The organism is Dactylosporangium sp. NPDC048998, from assembly GCF_043197855.1.
In the GTDB taxonomy this organism is placed as follows: Bacteria; Actinomycetota; Actinomycetes; order Mycobacteriales; family Micromonosporaceae; genus Dactylosporangium.
This window is the reverse complement of record NZ_JBICTV010000001.1, coordinates 285,175-307,033: the sequence shown is the minus strand read 5'-3', so window position 1 is coordinate 307,033 and position 21,859 is coordinate 285,175. Positions and strand designations below refer to the sequence as shown.

Below are 21,859 nucleotides of genomic sequence, written 5' to 3'. Positions count from 1 at the left end.
GGCGTAGGGGAAGTGGCGTCGGGGACCGACGCTCACGCCACGGCCGCGGCGAGGCGGTCACCGATCGCCTCCGTGGACAGCGCGGTGCCCGGGGTCCGGGTGGCCACCTCGGCGCCGACGGCCTCGTTGACCCGCGCCGCGGCCTCGGGGTGACCGAGGTGGTCCAGCAGCAGCGCGGTGGACAGCACGGCGGCCGACGGGTCGGCGACGCCCTTGCCCGCGATGTCCGGCGCCGAGCCGTGCACGGGCTCGAACATCGACGGGAAGGCCCGCTCCGGGTTGATCGAACCGCTGGCGGCCAGGCCGATGCCGCCGGTGACCGCGGCGGCGATGTCGGTGAGGATGTCACCGAAGAGGTTGTCGGTGACGACGACGTCGTAGCGCTGCGGGTTGGTCACCAGGAACATGGCTGCGGCGTCGACGTGCTGGTATTCGGTCTCGATCTCCGGGAAGTCGGCCTTGACCGTGTTGAAGGTGCGCGCCCACAGCCCGCCGGCGTGGGTGAGGACGTTGGTCTTGTGTACCAGCGTCACCTTGCGGCGCGGGCGCTTCGCGGCCCGGGCGAACGCGTCGCGGATGACCCGCTCGACGCCGTGGCGGGTGTTGAGGCTCTCCTCGGTGGCGACCTCGGCGGCGGTGTCCGGGTGCAGGTTGCCGCCGGCGCCCACGTAGAGGCCCTCGGTGCCCTCGCGGACCACGACCAGGTCGATCTCGCCCGGCTTGACGCCCGCCAGGGGGCTGGTCGTGCCGGGCCACAGGCGGGAGGGACGGAGGTTGACGTACTGGTCGAAGTCGAAGCGCAGCTTGAGCAGCAGGCCCCGCTCCAGCACGCCCGGCGGGACGCTGGGGTCGCCGACGGCACCGAGCAGGATGGCGTCGTGGCCGCGCAGCTCCTCCAGGACGCTGCCGGGCAGCACCTCGCCGGTGCGGTTGTAGCGGGCGGCGCCCAGGTCGTAGTCGGTCGTCTCGACACCCGGCAGGACGACGCGCAGCACCTTCAGCGCCTGCGCCACGACCTCCGTGCCGATGCCGTCACCGGCCACAACCGCGATCTTCGCCACCACTGACCCCTTTCGTAGACCCGTCAACGGTACGCTGCCGTCCTATTCCGTGGACGGGCGTCCCGATCATTGGGATCACGCAGAAGGAATGAGGGCGGGGAGCGCCGCCACGCTCCCCGCCCTCGTTGGAGGAAGGTCCCCTAGTCGGCGGACAGGTCCGCCGTGCTCGCCGCGGTCGCACCGATGGCCTGCTGGGCCTCGCCGAGCAGGTCCGCCTCCACGGCGGTGTCGACGGTCAGCGCCATGAGCGCCTCCCCGCCGGCCTCGCGCCGGGCGACCTGCATCGCCGCGATGTTCACCCCCGCCGAACCCAGTATCGACCCGACTGTCCCCACCACGCCGGGGCGGTCGGCGTAGCGGAAGAACAGCAGCACGCCCTCGGCCGCGAGCTCGAGGCTGAAGCCGTCGATGTCGGTGAGCTTCAGCGCCTCGCGCGGGCCGGCGACGTACGTGCCGGACACCGAGGCTACCCGCCCGTCTGGAAGCGCTCCACGCACGGTCACCAGGTTGGGCTGGTCGGAGGAGTCGGTGAAGACCGCGAGGGCGACCTCGACACCTCGATCGGCGGCCAGGTGCGGGGCGTTGACGTACGTGACCTGCTCGGCCACGACGCTGCCGAACAGGCCCTTCGTCGCGGCCAGCTTGAGGACCGACACATCGTGCTTGGCCACCTCGCCGCGCACCTCGACCGTCACCGAGGACGCGACTCCCCCGGCCACGGCGGTGAAGACCGCGCCCAGCCGCTCCGCGAGCGGCAGCAGCGGCCGGATCTCCTCGGCGACGACGCCGCCGGCCTGGACGTTCACCGCGTCGGGGACGAACTCGCCGTCGAGGGCGAGCTTGACGCTGCGCGCCACCGCGAGCCCGGCCTTGTCCTGCGCCTCCACCGTCGAGGCACCCAGGTGCGGCGTGGCGACCACGCTGTCGAACGCGAACAGCGGCGAGGCGACGCACGGCTCCTTCGCGAACACGTCGATGCCGGCGCCTGCGACTCGCCCGTCCGCGATCGCGTCGGCGAGGGCCTGCTCGTCGACCAGGCCGCCGCGCGCCGCGTTGATGATCCGCACGCCGGGCTTGACCAGCGCGAGCTCGCGCACGCCGATGATGCCGACCGTCTCCGCGGTCTTGGGCAGGTGGATCGAGATGAAGTCGCTCTCCCGCAGCAGTTCGTCGAGGCCCAGCAGGCGTACCCCGAGCGCCGCGGCCCGGGCGGGCTGGATGTACGGGTCGTAGGCCACGAGGCGCACCCCGAACGCGGCCATGCGCTGGGCGAAGAGCACGCCGATGCGGCCGAGCCCGACCACGCCGACGACCTTGCCGGACAGCTCGACGCCGGTGTACTTCGACCGCTTCCACTCCCCCGCCTTGAGCGCGGCGGACGCGGCGGCGGTGTTGCGGGCGACGGCGAGCAGCAGCGCGACGGCCTGCTCGGCGGCGGAGACGATGTTGGACGTGGGTGCGTTGACGACCATGACGCCGCGCGCCGTGGCGGCCGGCACGTCGACGTTGTCGAGGCCGACGCCCGCGCGGGCGACGACCCTCAGCCGGGGCGCCGCGGCGACCGCCTCGGCGTCGATCTGGGTGGCGCTGCGTACGATCACGGCACTGGCGTCGGTGAGCGCGGCGAGCAGCTCGGGCCGGTCAGTGCCGTCGATGTGGCGGACCTCGTAGTCGTCGGCGAGCACCTCGAGAGCGGACGGGGCCAGCTCCTCGGCGATGAGCACCACCGGGCGGTCAGGAGGGAGGGTCATAGCGTCCTCGACTTCCGGGCTTCGGTTGGCGTCGACTGCGGGGCGCGCGGCACTGCCCGCCACGCATGGGGGAAACGCGCAAGGGCCGGGCGGTCGGCCTCTTCAGGCGATGGTAGGCCCGCAGCTCCAATGGCCCGTGGCCGCAAGGACGTGAGCGCGATCACAACCACCGATGCCGATCGTCGCGCCGCCGCCGCGGGCTCGGGGAGGCGTCGCAGGGCGGGCACGAGCCGCTTTATCGTGAAATGTCGGATAAGTCGTGGCGCGGAGCGCCCGACTTATCCGGGGTCTGGCTTCGGGGTTGACTCTCCAGCGGCGGGAGACTCCAGGCTTGAGCGCATGACGACGAACCTGACGCCCGAGGAGAAGCGCGAACTCTTCGGGGACTTCGATCCCGACGCGCACGCCGACGAGGCGCGCGAGCGGTGGGGGGACACCGACGCCTACCGGCAGTCGACGCGGCGCGCCGCGAGCTACACCAAGGATGACTGGGCGCGGATCAAGGGCGAGGCGGCCGAGAACACCGCGGCGTTCGTGGCGGCGTTCACCGGCGGCGTCGCGGCCTCCGATCCGCGGGCCATGGACCTCGCGGAGGCGCACCGGCAGCACATCGCGCGCTGGTTCTACGACTGCTCGGTCGAGGCGCACCGGGGGCTCGGCGACATGTACGTCGCGGATCCCCGGTTCACCGCGAACTACGACACCGAGCACCCGGGGCTGGCGCAGTACATCCGCGACGCGATCCACGCCAACGCCGCCCGTCAGGGCTGATCAGAGGCCCTTGGCACGACGGACCTGGCAGGGCCGGGGCCGCCCTTGAGGCAGGCCCCGGCCCGTTGTCTCGCGGGAGGAACGGTCCGCAGGTGACGCGGCCCGAGCCATAAAAAACATGCGGGGCCCCTCACGGTGAGGGGCCCCGCGGCGTGTCAGGCGGTCTCGGTGATGGGGCGGTCCACCCAGCTCATCATCGAGCGCAGCTGCTTGCCGGTCTCCTCGATCGGGTGGTTGGCGCCCTGCTCGCGGTACTTGATGAAGTTCGGGCGGCCCGCGTCGTCCTCGGCGATCAGCTCGCGGGCGAACTCGCCCGACTGGATCTCGCCCAGGATGCGCTTCATCTCCTCCTTGACCCGCGCGTCGATGACGCGCGGGCCGCGGGTGTAGTCGCCGTACTCGGCGGTGTCGGAGACGCTGTAGCGCATGCGGGCGATGCCGCCCTCGTACATCAGGTCCACGATCAGCTTGAGCTCGTGCAGGCACTCGAAGTAGGCGATCTCCGGGGCGTAGCCCGCCTCGGTGAGGACCTCGAAGCCGGTCTGGACCAGGGCCGACGCGCCGCCGCAGAGGACGGCCTGCTCGCCGAAGAGGTCCGTCTCGGTCTCTTCCTTGAACGTCGTCTTGATCACGCCGGCGCGGGTGCCGCCGATGCCGGCCGCGTAGGCCAGGGCCAGCTGCAGCGCGTTGCCGGTGGCGTCCTGCTCGACGGCGACCAGGCAGGGCACGCCCTTGCCGTCGACGAACTGACGGCGGACCAGGTGGCCCGGGCCCTTCGGGGCGACCATGCACACGTCCACGTCCGCGGGGGGCGTGATCAGCCCGAAGCGGATGTTGAGGCCGTGGCCGAAGAAGAGCGCCTTGCCGGCGGTCAGATTCGGGGCCACGTGGTCGGCGTAGAGCGAGCGCTGCGCGGTGTCGGGCGCGAGGATCATGATGACGTCCGCCTCGGCGCTGGCCTCGGCCGGGGTGAGGACGCGCAGGCCCTGCTCCTCGGCCTTGGCACGGCTCTTGGACCCCTCGGGCAAGCCGATGCGCACGTCGACGCCGGAGTCACGCAGGCTCAGCGCGTGGGCGTGACCCTGGCTGCCGTAGCCCAGCACCGCGACCTTGCGGCCCTGGATCAACGACAGGTCGGCGTCGTCGTCGTAATACACCTCGGCGGGCATTGTGTTTCCTTTCAAAAGTGTTCAGGAGGCGGCGCGGAGCGCCGGACCGGTCGTGATGGAGCGCGAACCGCGGCCGATGGCCACGACGCCGGACTGGACCATTTCCTTGATACCGAACGGCTCCAGGTCACGAAGCAGCGCGTCCAGCTTTTCCGACGTGCCGGTCGCCTCGATGGTGAGGGCGTCGGCGGCGACGTCGACCACGCGGGCCCGGAACAGGTTCACGGTCTCGAGGACCTGCGAGCGCACCGGGCGTTCCGCGCGCACCTTCACCAGCAGCAGCTCGCGCTGGACGCTGGCGGTGGTGTCGAGTTCGACGATCTTCAGGACCTGCACGAGCTTGTTGAGCTGCTTGGTGACCTGTTCCAGCGGGGATTCGTCCGCGTTGACCACGATCGTCATCCGGGAGACCTCGGGGTGCTCGGTCTCGCCGACGGCCAGGGAGTCGATGTTGAAGCCGCGCCGGGCGAACAGGCCGGCGACGCGGGCCAGTATGCCGGGCTTGTTCTCCACCAGGACGGAGAGTGTGTGCTTGGCCATGATCGGTCGACTTCCCTACAGGTCGTCCTGGTCGAACGCGGGGCGGACGCCCCGCGCGAACATGATCTCGTCGTTGCTGGTGCCAGCGGCCACCATCGGCCACACCATTGCATCCTTGCCGACCACGAAGTCGACGACGACCGGCTGGTCGGTGACCTTCATCGCGGCCTCGATCGTGGCGTCGACGTCGCGCTTGGTCTCGCAGCGCAGCCCGACGCAGCCCAGCGCGTCGGCGAGCTTCACGAAGTCGGGGATGCGGTGCTTGTGGGTGCCGAGCTCGGTGTTGGAGTACCGCTGGTCGTAGAACAGCGTCTGCCACTGCCGGACCATGCCCAGGTTGCCGTTGTTGATGACGGCCACCTTGATCGGGATACCCTCCAGGGCGCAGGTCGCCAGCTCCTGGTTGGTCATCTGGAAGCAGCCGTCGCCGTCGATCGCCCACACCGTCTTGTCCGGCATGCCGACCTTGGCGCCCATCGCGGCCGGGACCGCGTAGCCCATCGTGCCCAGGCCGCCCGAGTTGAGCCAGGTGGCCGGGTGCTCGTACTGGATGAACTGGGCCGCCCACATCTGGTGCTGGCCGACCCCGGCGGTGTAGATGGCGTCCGGGCCGACGATCTTGCCGAGTCTTTCGATGACGTACTGCGGCGAGAGCGTCCCGTCGGCGGGCTCCTCGTAACCGAGCGGGTATCGGCCACGGATGTCGTCCAGCGTCGCCCACCAGTCCTTGAGCGCCGGCCGGTGCCCGGCCGCGTGCTCGGCCGTCACCGCGGCGATGAGCTCCTCGATGACGTGCTTGGCGTCGCCGACGATCGGCACGTCCGCGACCCGGTTCTTGCCGATCTCGGCCGGGTCGATGTCGGCGTGGATGACCTGCGCGTTCGGCGCGAACGTGGACAGGTCGCCGGTGACGCGGTCGTCGAAGCGGGCCCCGATCGCGATCAGCAGGTCCGACTTCTGCAGCGCGTAGACGGCGCCGACCGTGCCGTGCATGCCCGGCATGCCCAGGTGCTGCGGGTGCGAGTCGGGGAACGCGCCGCGCGCCATCAGCGTGGTGACGACCGGGGCGCCGGTCAGCTCGGCCAGCTTGAGCAGCACCTCGGAGGCGTGCGCCTTGATCACGCCGCCGCCGACGTAGAGGACGGGGCGCCTCGCGGCGGCGATCAGCCGGGCCGCCTCGCGGATCTGCTTGCCGTGCGGGTGCAGCGTCGGGTGGTACCCGGGCAGCTCCATCACCGGCGGCCACTTGAACGTCGTCTGCTTCTGCAGCACGTCCTTGGGGATGTCGACCAGGACGGGGCCGGGGCGGCCGGTGCTGGCCAGGTGGAACGCCTCGGCGAGCACCCGGGGCAGCTCCTCGCCCGACTTGACCAGGTAGTTGTGCTTGGTGATCGGCAGCGTGATGCCGGCGATGTCCGCCTCCTGGAAGGCGTCCGTGCCGATGTACTGCGACGCCACCTGGCCGGTGATGGCGACGATGCCGACGGAGTCCATGTAGGCGTCGGCGATCGGGGTGACCAGGTTGGTCGCGCCCGGGCCGGAGGTGGCCATGCAGACGCCGACCTTGCCGGTGGCCTGCGCGTAGCCGGTGGCCGCGTGGCCGGCGCCCTGCTCGTGGCGGACCAGGATGTGCCGGACGTTCTCGGAGTCGAACAGCGGGTCGTACGCGGGCAGGATCGCGCCGCCGGGGATGCCGAACACGACGTCGGCGTCGAGGGCCTCGAGCGAGCGGACGAGTACCTGCGCGCCGGTGAGCAGCTCCGCCTGGGAAGACTGGGGCTTCTTGCTGTCGGCCGCCGGCGGTGCCGGATGCGCTCGGTGGGCGAGGACTTCTGGCGTGGGTCTCGTCATCGCAGTACGCACTTTCGCTCGAAGGTGTCTAGGCAGGCTCAGAGTTCATGGGGGAATAGCTCCGGACATGAAAAAACCCCACGTGCTCGGCACGGGGGGCTAGCGCGCTGACGGCAGGCGTCGGCGCGCTAGATGATAAGTACTCGGAGCGACCTCGACGACATGTGCCCACTCTGACGCATCTCACCGCCTGAGTCAACCGATCCCAGGATGCGGAACGTGTCAGACTCACAGGTATGCCCGAGCTGCGGTCCAAGACCTCTACTTCTGGTCGCAACATGGCCGGCGCACGCGCCCTCTGGCGCGCCACCGGCATGACCGACTCCGACTTCGGCAAGCCGATTGTCGCCATCGCCAACAGTTTCACGCAGTTCGTGCCGGGCCATGTCCACCTCCGCAACCTCGGGACGATCGTCGCCGACGCGGTTGCCGAGGCCGGAGGGGTCGCCAAGGAGTTCAACACCATCGCCGTCGACGACGGCATCGCCATGGGCCACGGCGGGATGCTCTACTCGCTGCCCAGTCGCGAGCTCATCGCCGACGCCGTCGAGTACATGGTGCAGGCCCACTGCGCCGATGCCCTCGTGTGCATCTCCAACTGCGACAAGATCACGCCCGGCATGCTGCTCGCGGCCCTGCGCCTCAACATCCCGACCGTGTTCGTCTCCGGCGGCCCGATGGAGGCCGGCAAGACGGTCGCCATCGCGGGCGTGGTGCACGAGAAGGACGCCAAGCTCGACCTCATCGACGCGATGATCGCCTCGGCGAACGAGGCCGTCACCGACGAGCAGCTCGGCCAGATCGAGCGCTCCGCCTGCCCGACCTGCGGGTCGTGCTCCGGGATGTTCACCGCCAACTCCATGAACTGCCTCACCGAGGCGATCGGCCTGGCGCTGCCGGGCAACGGCTCGACCCTCGCGACGCACGCCGCCCGCCGCGGCCTGTTCGAGCGCGCCGGGTCGCTGATCGTCGAGCTGTGCAAGCGGTACTACGAGCAGGACGACGCCTCGGTCCTGCCGCGCGCGATCGCCTCGCGACCCGCCTTCGCCAACGCCGTGGCGCTGGACGTCGCGATGGGCGGCTCGACCAACACCGTGCTGCACCTGCTGGCCGCCGCCCGCGAGGCCGAGCTGGACTTCTCCGTGGCCGACATCGACGCGATCTCCCGCCGGGTCCCGTGTCTGGCCAAGGTGGCGCCGAACACGCAGAAGTACCACATGGAGGATGTCCACCGGGCCGGTGGGATTCCGGCGATCCTGGGCGAGCTCTCTCGCGGGGGTCTCCTGGATGAGTCCGTGACGTCGGTTCACAGCTCGACATTTCGGGAATGGATTGACAATTGGGACATCCGCGGCGGCAAGGCGTCCGACGAGGCCCTGGAGCTCTTCCACGCGGCGCCCGGGGGCGTGCGGACCACCGAGCCGTTCTCCACGACGAATCGGTGGCACTCGCTTGACGTGGACAATTCGGGTGGATGCATCCGGAGCGTCGAGCACGCGTACAGCGCCGACGGCGGCCTGGCGATCCTGTTCGGAAACCTGGCGCCGGACGGCTGCGTCGTGAAGACCGCCGGCGTGCCCGAGGAGAACCTGCGCTTCAGCGGGCGCGCCCGCGTCTTCGAGTCGCAGGAGGACGCCGTCGAGGGCATCCTCGCCAAGCGGGTCGTCGCGGGCGACGTCGTGGTCATCCGCTACGAGGGCCCCAAGGGCGGGCCGGGCATGCAGGAGATGCTGTACCCGACGTCCTTCCTCAAGGGCCGCGGCCTCGGCCGCGCCTGCGCGCTGATCACGGACGGGCGCTTCTCCGGCGGTACCTCCGGCCTGTCGATCGGCCACATCAGCCCCGAGGCGGCCGGCGGCGGCCTGATCGCCCTGGTCGAGGAGGGCGACACGATCGACATCGACATCCCGGCCCGCTCCATCGAGCTGCGCGTCGGCGACGAGGAGCTCGCCGCCCGGCGCGTCGCGCAGGAGAAGCGTGACCATCCGTACACCCCGACCGACCGGGAGCGCCCGGTATCGGCCGCTTTGCGCGCTTACGCCTCGATGGCAACCTCGGCGAGCGACGGCGCTTACCGGCGCGTTCCGTAACCGGACACGTTCCCCGGCGGCCGGTTCCACTACGATCGGCGACGTCATCTGCGACTGGCGCACATCAAGGTGGAACCGACCACCGGGGAGCTCCAAAGAATCGCCGGCACCGCGCGCCTGGGTGCCCGATCGGCACCTGCCAGGAGGAAGCGCATGCACGTCCCAGCACTGACCGCCCTCACCGAGGCCGACCCGGAGCTGGCTGGTCTGATCCAGAACGAGGCCGAGCGGCAGCACGACACGCTCCGCATGATCGCCTCGGAGAACTACGTCTCCCAGGCCGTCCTGGAGGCCACCGGCACCGTCCTGACCAACAAGTACTCCGAGGGGTACGCCGGCAAGCGGTACTACGAGGGCCAGCAGTTCATCGACCCGATCGAGTCGCTCGCGATCGCCCGGGCCAAGTCGGTCTTCGGCGTCGACCACGCGAACGTCCAGCCGTACTCCGGCTCTCCGGCCAACCTCGCCGTGTACATGGCCCTCGCGAAGCCGGGCGACACCGTCATGGGCATGGCGCTGCCGATGGGCGGCCACCTGACCCACGGCTGGTCGGTCTCGGCCACCGGCGCCTGGTTCCGCGCCGTGCAGTACACCGTCCGCAAGTCCGACGGCCGCATCGACTTCGACGAGGTGCGTGACATCGCGCTGCGCGAACGGCCGAAGATCATTTTCTCCGGTGGTACGGCGATCCCGCGCACGATCGACTTCCCGCGCTTCGCCGAGATCGCCCGCGAGGTCGGCGCCGTGCTCGTCGCGGACATCGCCCACATCGCCGGCCTGATCGCCGGTGGCGCGCACCCGTCCCCGGTCGGCCACGCCGAGGTCATCTCGACCACCACGCACAAGACCCTGCGCGGCCCGCGCGGCGCGATGCTCATGTGCGACGAGCAGCACGCGAAGGCCATCGACAAGGCGGTCTTCCCCGGCCTGCAGGGCGGCCCGCACAACCACACCACCGCGGGCATCGCGGTCGCGCTGGGTGAGGCGGCGACGCCGCAGTTCCAGGCGTACGCGCACCAGATCGTCGCCAACGCCAAGGCCCTCGCCGAGGCCCTCATCGAGCGCGGCTTCGACCTGGTCTCGGGCGGCACCGACAACCACCTGATCCTGCTCGACCTCACCGGCAAGGGCATCGGCGGCAAGCCGGCCGCGAAGGCCCTGGACCGCGCCGGCATCGAGACGAACTACAACACCGTGCCGTACGACACCCGCAAGCCGTTCGACCCGTCGGGCGTGCGGCTCGGCACCCCGGCGCTGACCACGCGCGGCCTGACCGAGGCCCAGATGCCCCAGGTGGCCGACTGGATCTCCCGCGCCGTGGACGCCGCCGTGAAGGAGGACGAGCCGGTGCTGGACGTCATCGCGGGCGAGGTCCGGGAGCTGCTGTCGGCATATCCGATGGCCGGCTGGCGGTAGTACCTGCCCTGCGACGAAGGGGCGCCCCGCTCGCCGGGGCGCCCCTTCGTCGTTTCGCTCTTCGCGCTTTGGTCCGTGCGTTACTTGCGGCGAAGGAACCGCCGGGATCGCTCTTTGGGCTCCTCGTCGAGGTTGAGCTCGAGCGGCGCGAGATCGTCGAACGCCCCCGCGTCCCGTTTGCGCTGCTCAGGAATCCGGTCCCCGCCCTGCTCCGCCTCACCACTGCGGCGATCGCCTTCTTGGTACCCGCCGTCCTGATACCCACCGGCGACTCGGTCTGGGGTGCCCGCGTCGGTTCTGGCCGCCGTGCGGTCCCATCGGCTGGTCGCCTCGGTCGCCCGCCCGGGGCCGCCGCTCGCGCCCCCGAGCTCCGGCTCGGCCGCAGCCGCGGCCGCCGGTGCGGCGTCCTTGCCGGCACCTTTGTTCCGCCCCCAACGTGAGCGCTTGGGTTTCTCAACGACCTCGGCCGGCTTAGCCTCGCCGTCCCACCAGGCCTCCTCCGGCCCCCCGCCCGCGCCGGCACCCTGCCCCTGCCACGCCTCCGCGCGCGCGTCTTGCCCACGCTGATCCGGCGCACCTGTCCACGCCTCAGCGCGCCCGCCGTCTTCACGCAGGTCGGGAGCGCTCGGCCACGTGCCGGCGCGGCCGCCCCCGTCCCGCGGGTCCGGAGCGCTCGGCCACGTCCCGGCGCGGCCGACCTCATCACGCAGGTCCGGAGCGCTCGACCACGTCCCGGCGCGGCCGACCTCATCACGCGGGTCCGGAGTGCTCGGGAACGCCTCGGCGCGCCCGGCCTCCTCGCGCGGATGCGGCCGGCTCGGCCAGGCCCCGCCGCTCACGGGCCGGTCATCGGCCTCCGGAACGCCGGTCCATGCCCCGGTGCTTCCGGCCTGCTCACGCGCGCCGCCAACGCTCGGCCGCGTCCCGGCCCCGGCCCCGGCGCTCCGATCGTTCGGGTCCGAAATGCCGGACTCCGCACCCGCGCGGGGTTCGGAGGCTCCGTGCTCGGCCGCCTGCTGAGACGCCCGATCCCGCCGCCGGACCGACCGCGAGGCCGGGTCCGACTCCCAGGACCGCCGCAACTCGAGCGGCTTGGCCACGAGCTCGGGCGCATCCCCCTCGAACAGGCTCCCGCCCCACGAGGGCCGCTCCCCACGCTCAACGGGAGGCCGCGCGACGGACGGCCGGTCCCCCGCTCCACGCTCGAAGGACGGCCGCTCCGCCGCCCGCCACTCCACCGAGGGTCGCTCCACCGCAGACGCCTCCACGGGAGAGGTCTCCGAGGCACGCCACGCAACCGACGGCCGCTCCACCGACGACCGCTGCACCTCGGACGCCTCCGCGGGCGGCGCGGCCGCGGCACGCCAGTCGACCGACGGCCACTCCACCGACGGCGGCTCCGGGGACGACCGCTGTGCCGACGACGGCTCCGCGGGCGGCGTCTCCACGGAACGCCACTCCACCGACGGCGCCTCGACCGGCGCCGGCTCCGCAGGGGGCCGCTCCACCGGAGGTGCCTCGGCCGAGGACCAGTCGAACGACGGCCGTTCGGGCGCGAACGAGTCGCGCCACGACGGGGTCGCGGGAGACTCGGGCGCGGCAGTCCAGGGCTCCACCGCCGGACGCGCGGGCGCGGGCGCCGCGGTCCATGGCTCGGACGCCGGAGGCTCGGATGCGGGTGCCGCAGTCCACGGCTCCGTCACCGCACGCTCGGAAGCGGAGCCTGTCTCCTCGGGCTCGGTCCATGCGCGCCCACGGCTGCTCGTGCCCTCGTCGGCCGGAGAGCTGGACCACGTCCCCGCCTCGTACGTGACCGGGAAGTCGTCGGCTCCGCTGCCCCACCGGAGCCGATCCCCGGACGCCGATGCGTCGTCGCCGCCCGTGCTCGACCACGACGCCTCGGGCGACCACGTGCCGGAACCGCCGTCGCCCTCCGTTCGCCGGCGTCCCGGCCGGGTCGGCTCAGCGGGCGGGGGTTCCGGGGTGTCGTCGTACGACGAGGACGTCCCCTCAGCCGCCCACGCCGCCAGCCGGCTTGCGGAGTCGTTGTCCCAGTTGCCGACCAGCTCCCGGGTCGATCGCGCCTCCCAGGACGCCGCCGAGTCGCGACCGGCATCTGTGCGGTCGTCGCCGCCCGCGTCCGCGCGGCCTGGAACGCCGCGGCCGGAAGCATCGCGGTCCGGAGCACGCCCGAACGCATTGTCGCGGCCGCGCGAGGCACTGCCGAACGCATCCTCGCGGTCCCCGATGCCGAAAACGTCGCCGCGGCCGCGTGCCGGGGCGAAATCGTCGTTGCGGCCGCGCGCGGGGGCTACGTCGTCGTTGCGGCTGCGCGTGGTCGGGGCGAATGCGTCGTCGTAGTCGTGGGGGGTGTCGGGCATCGGGTCGGCGTCCGGCGGGGTGTCCGCGTCCGGGGTGTCGCCGCGGGCGGTGGTGCCGCGCGCCAGGCGGCCCAGGCGGGCTCGCATCGCGCCGTTGCCGGGGCGCCAGACGGTGGGGGTGGGCGCGGACGGGTCGGCCGAGCCGACCAGCGTCGGCGGGGTCGGTGCCGCGTCCTCGCCGGCCGCCGCGGCGAACGCGGCGTCGGTGGGCAGGGCGTCGCGGCCCGTGGGCGGGTCGGAGGCCTCGCGGGCGAAGGTGCGCGGCAGGGACAGCGGCTCGGGCAGCTTGTTGCCGGCGGCGATGACCAGCAGGCGCTCCATGACGTGCAGGTCCACGTGGTACGGCTCGGCGGACAGCCAGCGGCCCGCGGCCTCGGCCATCTCGTGGGCGTGGACCAGGTGCAGGTGCTCGCCGGGGGCGACGGAGATCACGAGGTCTTCGCTGACGTCGCCGCGCGCGGGGGCCACCACGAGGTAGCCGCGGACGGCGCCGCCGACCTTGGCCAGCTGTTCGCGCCACGTGTGGATCTCGGCGGCCAGGCCGTCGACGTCCTCCGAGCCGGGCACGAACAGGCGGCCGCCGCGCAGCACCTGGCCCGCGGCGTCCATCGTGAACTCGCCGTGCGGCCAGACCGTGGGCAGGAACAGCGCGACGCGGCGGCCGGCGGCGACGAGGTGGGTGCAGCCGCCCTCGCCCAGGGCGAAGAAGCGGGCGCTGGGGATCGCCTCGAGCTGCTTGAGGCGCGGCAGGTGGTCGTCGGGCTTGCCCCACCAGCGGCGGCCGCTCACCGCCTCGTCGATGGACAGACGGGACAGACGACGCGCGTCGAGCAGGAGGGCGGACAGGAAGGCGCCCGCCAGCGGTACCACGAAAGCCAGATTGATCCCGATGAACGCCAGGACGCCGAGGATGTCGAACCAGCTCTCGGGCAGGCGCCCGCGCGTGGCCACGCCCCACGCGACCGCACCCGCGACGCCGGTCAGGATCGCGAAGAGCGGGAAGCCGCGCAGCGTGAGCACCACCACACCGGCGAGCGCCGCGATCGCGGCCGCGCCCCAGAGGATGCTGAGCTCCTTGATGCCCCAGCCGGCGACGGCCAGCGCGACGACCGTCGCCACGGCCAGTAGCGCGCCGGCCACGATTCCGGTCGGGCGCACCCCGACCCGCCTGCTGCTCTTGACACCGGCGGTCCACGAAGGAGGCGCGTCGCCGCGGAAAGTGGTGGTCAAGTCCTAGCCTCCCGCCACGACCGACAACCCGCAAAGCTGGACATATCGACGCCGATCGCCCGGCAAGCCAACGCGTCCGGGAGCGATCTCGTCAAACACGGCACCGAGCGTAACTCCGGCCGCCGGTGCTAGCGAACGCCTGGTCCGGGTCGACCGGCGGGCAGCCCGGTCGAGCCGGACCGGGCGTAGGCGGCCGGGCCGCCCCGGACACCAGTTCTCATCCCCCACGGCGCTCAGTATGCCCGCCCCACCGCCCGGAAGCAGTTCCTCTGAAGGTGGGAGGATGGCGGGGTGAGCACCCAGGTCAAGGTCAAGTTCCGGCGCAGTGCAGCGCTCGCCGTCGCCGCGGGCATCACCGTGATCGGTGCCGTTCCGCTGCTCGCCGAGAGTGTCTGGTTTTTGGCGGTACTCCTGGTGCCGCTCGCCATCAGCGTCTGGGCCTGGCGGGCCGGCACGGACGTCGACGAGCGCGGCTTCACCGTGCGCGCCCTGCTGGGCAGCCGGACCGTGCCGTGGAACGCGGTCGACGGCCTGGTGTCCGATGGCCGGACGGTGCAGGCCCGTCTCGCCAACGGCCACCTGGTGCCCCTGGACGCGGTACGTCCCGCGGACCTCCCGCGACTCGTCAAGGCGAGCGGGCGCGACCTGGAGACCGACCGCCCCGCGACCACCGAAGACGAGCCTGCGGAGCCGGCCCAGCCGACCGCCTGAGCCGCCTGGACGCCGCTTCCACACGGTTGATCGGCACGGCCTGCGCACCGATTCCGTGGGCGATGCGGATCTGCACCATGCGTCGACGATGCGGGCCGGGAAGTGCCGTGGGAAAAGATGGCGCGACGCCGGGCAACGCTACGCTTGGCCGGGTGAGCGCCCGGACGTACCGTTTCGCAGGCCGGCACATCGGCCGGAGCCTGGCCGCCATCTGCGCGGCCGCCACGGTCCTGACTCTCGGGGCCTGTTCGTTCGGGCCGCCGCCGCCGGACGAGCTGGGGTCGCCGCCGAAGCTGTCGCCGTACCCGTCGCCGTCGAGCTCGGGCGCGGACGAGGGCAGCGGCGAAGTGTCCGTGACGGTGCTGGCCAAGGGGCTGGCGGTGCCGTGGGGCATCGCGTTCCTGCCCGACGGTTCCGGACTGGTCACCGAACGTGACAGCAAGCGGCTCCTCAAGGTCGGCAAGGAGAGCACGTCCGACGGGCTGCTCGTCGCGGAGCTGCAGAAGATCGACGAGGCGGTGCCCGGTGGCGAGGGCGGGCTGCTCGGCATCGCGGTTTCGCCGCAGTACGACACGGATAAGACAGTGTTCGTGTACTACACGTCGAAGGACGACAATCGGGTCGCGAAGCTCACGCTCGGCCAGCCGCCGACTCCGATCCTGACCGGCATCCCGAAGGCGGGGAACCACGACGGCGGGCAGATCCGGTTCGGCCCCGACGGGTTCCTGTATGTGGCCACGGGCGACGCGAACAAGCCCGAGTCGGCGCAGGACCTCAACAGCCTCGCCGGCAAGATCCTCCGGATCCAGACCGACGGGAAGCCGGCGCCCGGTAACCCGTTCGGAACCGCGGTGTACAGCTACGGACATCGCAACGTGCAAGGGTTGGCGTGGGACGGGAGCAAGCGGCTCTACGCCGTCGAGTTCGGCGCCGACGAATGGGATGAGCTCAACGTGATCGAGGCCGGCAAGAACTACGGCTGGCCCGTCGTGGAGGGCAAGGGCACCGACCCGAAGTACACCAACCCGATCCAGACCTGGAAGACGTCCGAGGCGTCGTGCTCGGGCCTGGCGTATCTGAGCGGCTACCTGGTGACCGCCTGCCTCAAGGGTGCCCGCCTGTACGTGATGCAGGTGACCGCGAGCGGCGGGCTGCTCGGCGCGCCCACGCCGCTGCTGCAGGACAAGTACGGCCGCCTCCGCGCGGCCGCGGTCGCGCCCGACGGCAGCCTGTGGGTGTCGACGTCCAACAAGGACGGCCGCGGCGACCCGAAGCCCGACGACGACAAGCTCCTGCGCCTGGTCATCTCCGACGTCGGCGAAGCCGGCAAGAGTTGATCTCGCCGTTTCGGCGCCGCGCGGCGGTCGCCGACCGCCGGGCCCGGCGCCGCGCGATCATCATGGCCGCCGGGCGGCGGCACCACCCGACGGGCGCCCGCACGACGCCGCGGCACCCGCGCCTACGCCGGATCGGGCGCGGCCTGCTGGTGTGCGTCGTGGCGGTCATCGGCATGCTCATCGGCGTACAACTGGGCGGTAGCACGACGCAGGACATCGGCCCCTTCCGCGCGCAGCTGTCGCTCGAGCCGTCGCTGACCGGCGCCACGTCGGTGGAGATCCCGCCGCTCGGATCGCTCGAGCTGGACAGCCACGACGGCCCCGCGCACCTGCGGATCCGGCTGGAGTCGCTCGACGAGGCGCGCACCCGCGCGTTCGCCGCGAAGTCCGGCAACCTCGAACAGATCAGCCACGACGCCGTCGACCAGCTCAACCTGGGGGTGCGCCGGCTGGCGATGCAGACCGCCGGCTGCGGCATCCTCGGCGCGATGATCCTCGTCGCGCTGGTGTTCCGGGGGCGGCGCGAGACCGCGGCCGCGGGCCTCGTCGTGATCGGCGTGCTCGCCTCCACCGGCGCGGCGACGCTGCTCACGTTCAGGCCGGCGGCGATCCAGGAGCCGACGTACCGCGGCTTGCTCGTCAACGCCCCCGCCATCATCGGCGACGCGAGGCGGATCACCGACCGCTACGAGGAGTACCGGGCGCAGCTGCAGAAGCTCGTGCTCAACGTCAGCAAGCTCTACGGCACGATCTCGTCGCTGCCGGTGTACGAGCCGGACACGAGCGCCACGAAGGTCCTGCACATCTCCGACATGCACCTCAACCCGGCGGCGTGGGGCGTGGTGCGCTCGGTCGCGGACCAGTTCGACATCGACATCATCGTCGACACCGGCGACATCAACGACTGGGGCACGGAGCCGGAGGCCTCGTACGTCAACGTCATCGGCAACCTCAGGGTCCCCTACCTCTACATCCGCGGCAACCACGACTCGGCGGTCACCGCGGCCGCGGTCGCCCGGCAGCCGAACGCGATGGTCCTCGACGACACGATCGTCACGGTGAAGGGCCTCACGTTCGCGGGCATCGGCGACCCGCGCTTCACGCCGGACAAGTCGACGGACCCGACCAACGACGAGCAGTACAAGCAGGTCGTGACCTCCGGTGACCTGCTAGCCGCCAAGATCCGCGCGAGCGACAAGCCGGTCGACGTCGCGATGGTCCACGACCCGGTCGCCGCGCAGGAGCTTGCCGGGGTGTGCCCGCTGGTCCTGGCCGGGCACAAGCACCAGCGCTCGGTGTCGCGCCTGGACGCCAAACAGCCCGTTGCCGCGCCCGTGGTGGTCCCGGCGGCGTCGCCGTCCGCATCGGGCGCGGCATCGGCCTCGGCCGCGCCGAAAACCCCGAAGGAGCGCACGCTGCTGATGGTTGAGGGCTCCACGGGCGGCGCGGGCCTGCGCGGACTCGAGAGCACCAAGCCCCTGCCGCTCGCGCTGTCCATCCTGTACTTCGATCAGGAGCGCCACCTCTCCGCCTACGACGACATCCAGGTGGGCGGTACGGGGCTGACGGAGGTCTCGCTCCAGCGGCACATCGTTCCCCCGGACACGAAGGTGCCCGCGACCCTGGAGCCGTCGCCGGCGTCCTCGACGTCGTCGTCCGCGCCCGCGCCGTCACCGTCCTCGTAGGCGCCTGTGTTCTTGGCACCGCGGACGTGGCAGGAAGCGCCTGGTCTGGATCGACCGGCGCGAAGCCTCGTCGAGCCAGACTGGGCGAGCGCCAGCGCCGACCGTTGTCTGACGGGAGCAACGGCGCGCAAGTTGCACGGACCGGAGCAAAAGCGAAATTTCCGGAAAATCCGGCACGTCGCGCGGACGCGGCACCGCGCGGACGCGGCGTCGACCGGATAAAGCGCAGCCGGGCCGGCTCCGACGCGCGGAGGCGGCCCGGTGCGGCGAGCGGTGGGTCAGGACAGGCGGGCGATGATCAGTTCGCGGACCGTCTTCGCGTCGGCCTTGCCGCCGGTGGCCTTCATGACCGCGCCCACCAGGGCGCCGGCGGCGGCCACCTTGCCCTCGCGGACCTTCGTGGCGATGTCCGGGTTGGCGGCGATCGCCTCGTCGACGGCGGCGGTCAGGGCGCCCTCGTCCGAGACGACCTCCAGGCCGCGCGCGGTCACGACCTCGGCCGGGGTGCCCTCGCCGGCGATGACGCCCTCCAGGACGACGCGGGCGAGCTTGTCGTTGATCTTTCCGGCGTCGACCAGGGCCTGGAGCTCGGCCACCGCGGCGGGGGTGACGCCCAGGGCGTCGAGCTCCGTCTCGGTCTCGTTCGCGCGGCGGGCCAGCTCGCCCAGCCACCACTTGCGCGCGGTCGCGGCGCTGGCGCCGGCCTCGACCGTCGCGGAGATGAGCTCCACGGCGCCGGCGTTGACGACGGACTGCATGTCCAGGTCGGAGAAGCCCCACTCGGACTGCAGGCGGGCGCGGCGGACGCGGGGGAGTTCCGGCAGCGCGGCCTTGAGCTCGGCGACCCACTCCGCGGACGGGGCGAGCGGCACGAGGTCGGGCTCCGGGAAGTACCGGTAGTCGGTCGCGGTCTCCTTGCTGCGGCCGGACCTGGTGTCACCGGTTTCCTCGTGGAAGTGGCGGGTCTCCTGGATGATCGTGCCGCCGGACTCCAGCACGCCGGACTGGCGGATGATCTCGGAGCGGACGGCGCGCTCGACGCTGCGCAGGGAGTTGACGTTCTTGGTCTCGGTGCGGGTGCCCCACGGCTCGCCGGGGCGGTTGAGCGACGTGTTGACGTCGCAGCGCAGTGAGCCCTGCTCCATGCGCACGTCGGAGACGCCGAGCGTGCGGATGACGTCGCGCAGCTCGGTGACGTACGCGCGGGCCACCTCCGGCGCGCGGGCGCCCGTGCCGGGGACCGGCTTGGTGACGATCTCGACCAGCGGGATGCCGGCGCGGTTGTAGTCCACGAGGGACTCGGTCGCGCCGTGGATGCGCCCGGTGGCGCCGCCGACGTGGAGGGTCTTACCGGTGTCCTCCTCCAGGTGGACGCGCTCGATGCCGATGCGCACCAGCTCGCCGTCGAGCTCGACGTCGAGGTACCCGTCCACGCACAGCGGCTCGTCGTACTGGCTGATCTGGAAGTTCTTCGGCATGTCGGGGTAGAAGTAGTTCTTGCGCGCGAAGCGGCCCCACGGCGCGATCGAGCAGTTCAGCGCGAGGCCGATGCGGATCGTCGCCTCGATCGCGGCACGGTTGGCGGCGGGCAGCGCGCCGGGAAGTCCGAGGCACACCGGGCAGACCTGGGTGTTGGGCTCGGCGCCGAACACGGTCGGGCAGCCGCAGAACATCTTCGTGTTGGTGCCGAGTTCGACGTGGGTCTCCAGGCCGATGACCGGCTCGAACCGGGCCACCGCCTCCTCGTACGACAGGTGCGTCACGGTGCTCATTGTCAGTGCCTGCTTTCAGCCTTGGTGTATCCACGCACGACATTGGGTATCCATCGCACATCTGGAAGGAGCGACGCCATGCCCGTGCAGTTTCGGAAGAGCAAGAAGTTCGGCCCTTTCATTTTCCACTTCACGCAGGAGGGGTTCTCCTCGTGGAGCTTCAAGCTGGGCCCCTGGTCGTGGAACTCGCGGAGCAGGAAGAACCGCGTGGACCTGCCCGGCCCGTTCTCGTGGCGCCAGGGCAGCCGGGGGTGACCGCTGAGCGGGGCGGCGCGCGCCGCCCCGCCGCGTGGTCTACAGCGCCGGCGGCGTGAGCGCCGGCAGCGCCGACTCCAGCGCGGCCGCGACCCGGTACATCCGGTCGTCGGCCATCGTCGGCGCCATGATCTGCAGGCCGACCGGCAGTCCCTCCGACAGCCCGGCCGGCACCGAGATGGCCGGCCCGCCGTAGAGGTTCGACGGGATCGTGTACAGGTCCGCGAGGTACATCTGGTAGGGGTCGGACGTGCGCGAGCCCAGCGGGAACGCCACGAACGGCGTCGTCGGCGCGATGAGCACGTCGGCGGCCTCGAACGCCGCGGCGAAGTCGCGGCTGATCAGCGTGCGCACCTTCTGCGCCTGGCCGTAGTACGCGTCGTAGTACCCGGCGGACAGCGCGTACGTGCCGAGGATGATGCGCCGCTTGACCTCCGGGCCGAAGCCGGCGTCGCGCGTGATCGACATGACCTCCTCGAGCGAGTGCTTGCCGTCGTCGCCGGCGCGCAGGCCGTAGCGGACGCCGTCGAAGCGCGCGAGGTTGGACGAGCACTCGCTGGGCGCGATCAGGTAGTACGCCGGCAGCGCGAACTTGAAGTTCGGGCAGGACACCTCGACGACCTCGGCGCCGAGCTTGACCAGCGCGTCGATCGACTCGCGGTAGGCCGCGGCGACGCCGGGCTCGGCGCCCTCGCCGGCGAACTCCCGGACCAGGCCGAGGCGAACGCCGCTGAGGTCGCCGGTCGCGCCGAGGCGCGCCGCGCCGACGACGTCCGGCACCGGCTGCGGGATCGAGGTCGAGTCGCGCGGGTCGTGCCCGCCGATCACCGCGTGGAGCAGCGCCGCGTCCTCGACGGTCCGCGCGCAGGGGCCGGGCGTGTCCAGGGACGAGGAGAAGGCGATCAGGCCGTACCGCGAGGTGCCGCCGTAGGTCGGCTTCGCGCCCACGGTGCCGGTGACGGCGGCCGGCTGGCGGATCGACCCGCCCGTGTCCGTGCCGATGGCGAGCGGGGCCTCGTACGCGGCCACCGCGGCCGCCGAGCCGCCGCCGGAGCCGCCGGGGATCCGGGTGGTGTCCCAGGGGTTGTACGTCGGGCCGAAGGCTGAGTACTCCGTCGACGAGCCCATCGCGAACTCGTCCATGTTGGTCTTGCCGACCATCACGAGCCCGGCCTCGCGCAGGCGGGTCATGATCGTGGCGTCGTACGGCGGGCGCCAGCCCTCGAGGATCTTCGAGCCCGCGGTCGTGGGCACGCCGCGGGTGGTGATGACGTCCTTGACGCCGATCGGCACGCCGTCCAGCGGCCCCGCGGCCTCGCCCCGGGCGAGCCGGTCGTCGGCGGCGCGGGCGGCCTCCAGCGCGCCCTCGCGGTCGACGTACAGGAACGCGTGGACCTTGCTCTCGACGGCCTCGATGCGGTCGAGGTGCGCGGTGGCGACCTCGACCGCCGACACCTCCCGGGCGGCCAGGCGCCGGCCAAGCTCGGATGCGGAGAGCTTCGTCAGGTCGGTCAGTTCGGACATGAGCTCAGGCCTCCTCGTCCAGGATCCGCGGGACGCGGAAGCGGTTCTCCTCGGCGTCGGGCGCGCCGGCCAGGGCGTCCTCGCGCACCAGGCCGGGCACGACGACGTCGTCGCGGTAGACGTTGGTCAGCGGCACAGAGTGGGAGGTCGGCGGCACGTCGGCCGCGGCGACCTCGCCCACCTGGGCGACGGCCTGCAGGATCACGTCGAGCTGCCCGGCGAAGGTGTCGAGTTCTTCATCGGTGACGGCAAGCCGCGCGAGGCGCGCGAGATGCGCCACCTCCTCGCGGGAAATCGTGGCCATCGGCGCGTTTC

At 71.9% G+C, this 21,859-nt stretch carries 16 protein-coding genes; 7 read left to right on the top strand and 9 right to left on the bottom strand.

Annotation, left to right across the window (positions count from 1 at the left end):
• Window positions 1-32: 32 nt before the first annotated feature.
• Both ACGFI8_RS01415 and serA read right to left on the bottom strand, forming a co-directional pair.
• The gene (locus ACGFI8_RS01415) at window positions 33-1,061 is read right to left on the bottom strand and encodes a 3-isopropylmalate dehydrogenase (protein WP_392798321.1); all 1,029 of its coding nucleotides are present in this window, start codon (window positions 1,059-1,061) and stop codon (window positions 33-35) included.
• A 140-nt stretch (window positions 1,062-1,201) separates the two neighbouring features.
• Window positions 1,202-2,812: a phosphoglycerate dehydrogenase gene (serA, locus tag ACGFI8_RS01410; RefSeq protein WP_392798319.1), complete on the bottom strand. Its 1,611-nt coding sequence runs from the start codon at window positions 2,810-2,812 to the stop codon at window positions 1,202-1,204.
• A 339-nt stretch (window positions 2,813-3,151) separates the two neighbouring features.
• Between serA and ACGFI8_RS01405 the strand changes: the two genes are divergently transcribed.
• On the top strand, window positions 3,152-3,583 hold the full coding sequence (locus ACGFI8_RS01405) for a TipAS antibiotic-recognition domain-containing protein (protein WP_392798316.1): 432 nt from the start codon (window positions 3,152-3,154) through the stop codon (window positions 3,581-3,583).
• Between the two features lie 155 nt (window positions 3,584-3,738).
• On the opposite strand, the gene ilvC is transcribed toward ACGFI8_RS01405, so the two are convergent.
• From ilvC to ACGFI8_RS01390, 3 genes are read right to left on the bottom strand one after another with little or no spacing between them, the layout of a single operon-like run.
• The gene (gene ilvC, locus ACGFI8_RS01400) at window positions 3,739-4,752 is read right to left on the bottom strand and encodes a ketol-acid reductoisomerase (RefSeq protein WP_392798313.1); all 1,014 of its coding nucleotides are present in this window, start codon (window positions 4,750-4,752) and stop codon (window positions 3,739-3,741) included.
• A gap of 21 nt (window positions 4,753-4,773) precedes the next feature.
• Window positions 4,774-5,292, bottom strand: coding sequence for an acetolactate synthase small subunit (gene ilvN / locus ACGFI8_RS01395; RefSeq protein WP_344613581.1), 519 nt, complete (start codon window positions 5,290-5,292; stop codon window positions 4,774-4,776).
• A gap of 15 nt (window positions 5,293-5,307) precedes the next feature.
• On the bottom strand, window positions 5,308-7,143 hold the full coding sequence (locus tag ACGFI8_RS01390; protein ID WP_392798309.1) for an acetolactate synthase large subunit: 1,836 nt from the start codon (window positions 7,141-7,143) through the stop codon (window positions 5,308-5,310).
• Window positions 7,144-7,379: 236 nt separating this feature from the next.
• On the opposite strand from ACGFI8_RS01390, the gene ilvD reads away from it, so the two are divergent.
• On the top strand, window positions 7,380-9,233 hold the full coding sequence (ilvD, locus tag ACGFI8_RS01385; RefSeq protein ID WP_392798306.1) for a dihydroxy-acid dehydratase: 1,854 nt from the start codon (window positions 7,380-7,382) through the stop codon (window positions 9,231-9,233).
• A 153-nt stretch (window positions 9,234-9,386) separates the two neighbouring features.
• Window positions 9,387-10,649, top strand: coding sequence for a serine hydroxymethyltransferase (glyA, locus tag ACGFI8_RS01380; RefSeq protein WP_392798303.1), 1,263 nt, complete (start codon window positions 9,387-9,389; stop codon window positions 10,647-10,649).
• A gap of 80 nt (window positions 10,650-10,729) precedes the next feature.
• Here glyA and ACGFI8_RS01375 read toward each other — a convergent pair whose 3' ends face one another.
• Window positions 10,730-14,260, bottom strand: coding sequence for a hypothetical protein (locus ACGFI8_RS01375; RefSeq protein ID WP_392798301.1), 3,531 nt, complete (start codon window positions 14,258-14,260; stop codon window positions 10,730-10,732).
• Window positions 14,261-14,551: 291 nt separating this feature from the next.
• On the opposite strand from ACGFI8_RS01375, the gene ACGFI8_RS01370 reads away from it, so the two are divergent.
• The 3 genes from ACGFI8_RS01370 to ACGFI8_RS01360 all read left to right on the top strand — a co-directional run bounded on the left by ACGFI8_RS01370 (window position 14,552) and on the right by ACGFI8_RS01360 (window position 17,993).
• On the top strand, window positions 14,552-14,971 hold the full coding sequence (locus ACGFI8_RS01370; RefSeq protein WP_392798298.1) for a PH domain-containing protein: 420 nt from the start codon (window positions 14,552-14,554) through the stop codon (window positions 14,969-14,971).
• 152 nt (window positions 14,972-15,123) lie between these two features.
• Window positions 15,124-16,308, top strand: coding sequence for a PQQ-dependent sugar dehydrogenase (locus ACGFI8_RS01365; protein ID WP_392798295.1), 1,185 nt, complete (start codon window positions 15,124-15,126; stop codon window positions 16,306-16,308).
• A complete protein-coding gene (locus ACGFI8_RS01360) occupies window positions 16,305-17,993 on the top strand; it encodes a metallophosphoesterase (RefSeq protein WP_392798293.1) in 1,689 nt (562 codons plus the stop codon). The genes ACGFI8_RS01365 and ACGFI8_RS01360 overlap by 4 nt, the downstream gene beginning before the upstream one ends.
• 278 nt (window positions 17,994-18,271) lie before the next feature.
• On the opposite strand, the gene gatB is transcribed toward ACGFI8_RS01360, so the two are convergent.
• Window positions 18,272-19,765, bottom strand: coding sequence for an Asp-tRNA(Asn)/Glu-tRNA(Gln) amidotransferase subunit GatB (gene gatB, locus ACGFI8_RS01355; RefSeq protein ID WP_392798290.1), 1,494 nt, complete (start codon window positions 19,763-19,765; stop codon window positions 18,272-18,274).
• Window positions 19,766-19,843: 78 nt separating this feature from the next.
• Between gatB and ACGFI8_RS01350 the strand changes: the two genes are divergently transcribed.
• Window positions 19,844-20,020 (top strand): DUF4236 domain-containing protein, encoded by a 177-nt coding sequence (locus tag ACGFI8_RS01350; protein WP_345124978.1) that lies wholly within the window; start codon window positions 19,844-19,846, stop codon window positions 20,018-20,020.
• Window positions 20,021-20,059: 39 nt separating this feature from the next.
• Here ACGFI8_RS01350 and gatA read toward each other — a convergent pair whose 3' ends face one another.
• Both gatA and gatC read right to left on the bottom strand, forming a co-directional pair.
• Window positions 20,060-21,535, bottom strand: coding sequence for an Asp-tRNA(Asn)/Glu-tRNA(Gln) amidotransferase subunit GatA (gene gatA / locus ACGFI8_RS01345; RefSeq protein WP_392799584.1), 1,476 nt, complete (start codon window positions 21,533-21,535; stop codon window positions 20,060-20,062).
• A 13-nt stretch (window positions 21,536-21,548) separates the two neighbouring features.
• Window positions 21,549-21,848, bottom strand: a complete 300-nt coding sequence (gatC, locus tag ACGFI8_RS01340) for an Asp-tRNA(Asn)/Glu-tRNA(Gln) amidotransferase subunit GatC (RefSeq protein ID WP_360369302.1) — start codon at window positions 21,846-21,848, stop codon at window positions 21,549-21,551.
• Window positions 21,849-21,859: the final 11 nt, after the last annotated feature.

Excerpts from the sequence above, each read along its gene's own strand:
- ACGFI8_RS01350 (WP_345124978.1), top strand. The coding sequence starts at position 19,844 with ATGCCCGTGCAGTTTCGGAAGAGCAAGAAGTTCGGCCCTTTCATTTTC.
- glyA (WP_392798303.1), top strand. The coding sequence starts at position 9,387 with ATGCACGTCCCAGCACTGACCGCCCTCACCGAGGCCGACCCGGAGCTG.
- serA (WP_392798319.1), bottom strand. The coding sequence starts at position 2,812 with ATGACCCTCCCTCCTGACCGCCCGGTGGTGCTCATCGCCGAGGAGCTG.
- ilvN (WP_344613581.1), bottom strand. The coding sequence starts at position 5,292 with ATGGCCAAGCACACACTCTCCGTCCTGGTGGAGAACAAGCCCGGCATA.
- ilvD (WP_392798306.1), top strand. The coding sequence starts at position 7,380 with ATGCCCGAGCTGCGGTCCAAGACCTCTACTTCTGGTCGCAACATGGCC.
- gatC (WP_360369302.1), bottom strand. The coding sequence starts at position 21,848 with ATGGCCACGATTTCCCGCGAGGAGGTGGCGCATCTCGCGCGCCTCGCG.
- ACGFI8_RS01390 (WP_392798309.1), bottom strand. The coding sequence starts at position 7,143 with ATGACGAGACCCACGCCAGAAGTCCTCGCCCACCGAGCGCATCCGGCA.
- ACGFI8_RS01405 (WP_392798316.1), top strand. The coding sequence starts at position 3,152 with ATGACGACGAACCTGACGCCCGAGGAGAAGCGCGAACTCTTCGGGGAC.
- ilvC (WP_392798313.1), bottom strand. The coding sequence starts at position 4,752 with ATGCCCGCCGAGGTGTATTACGACGACGACGCCGACCTGTCGTTGATC.
- gatB (WP_392798290.1), bottom strand. The coding sequence starts at position 19,765 with ATGAGCACCGTGACGCACCTGTCGTACGAGGAGGCGGTGGCCCGGTTC.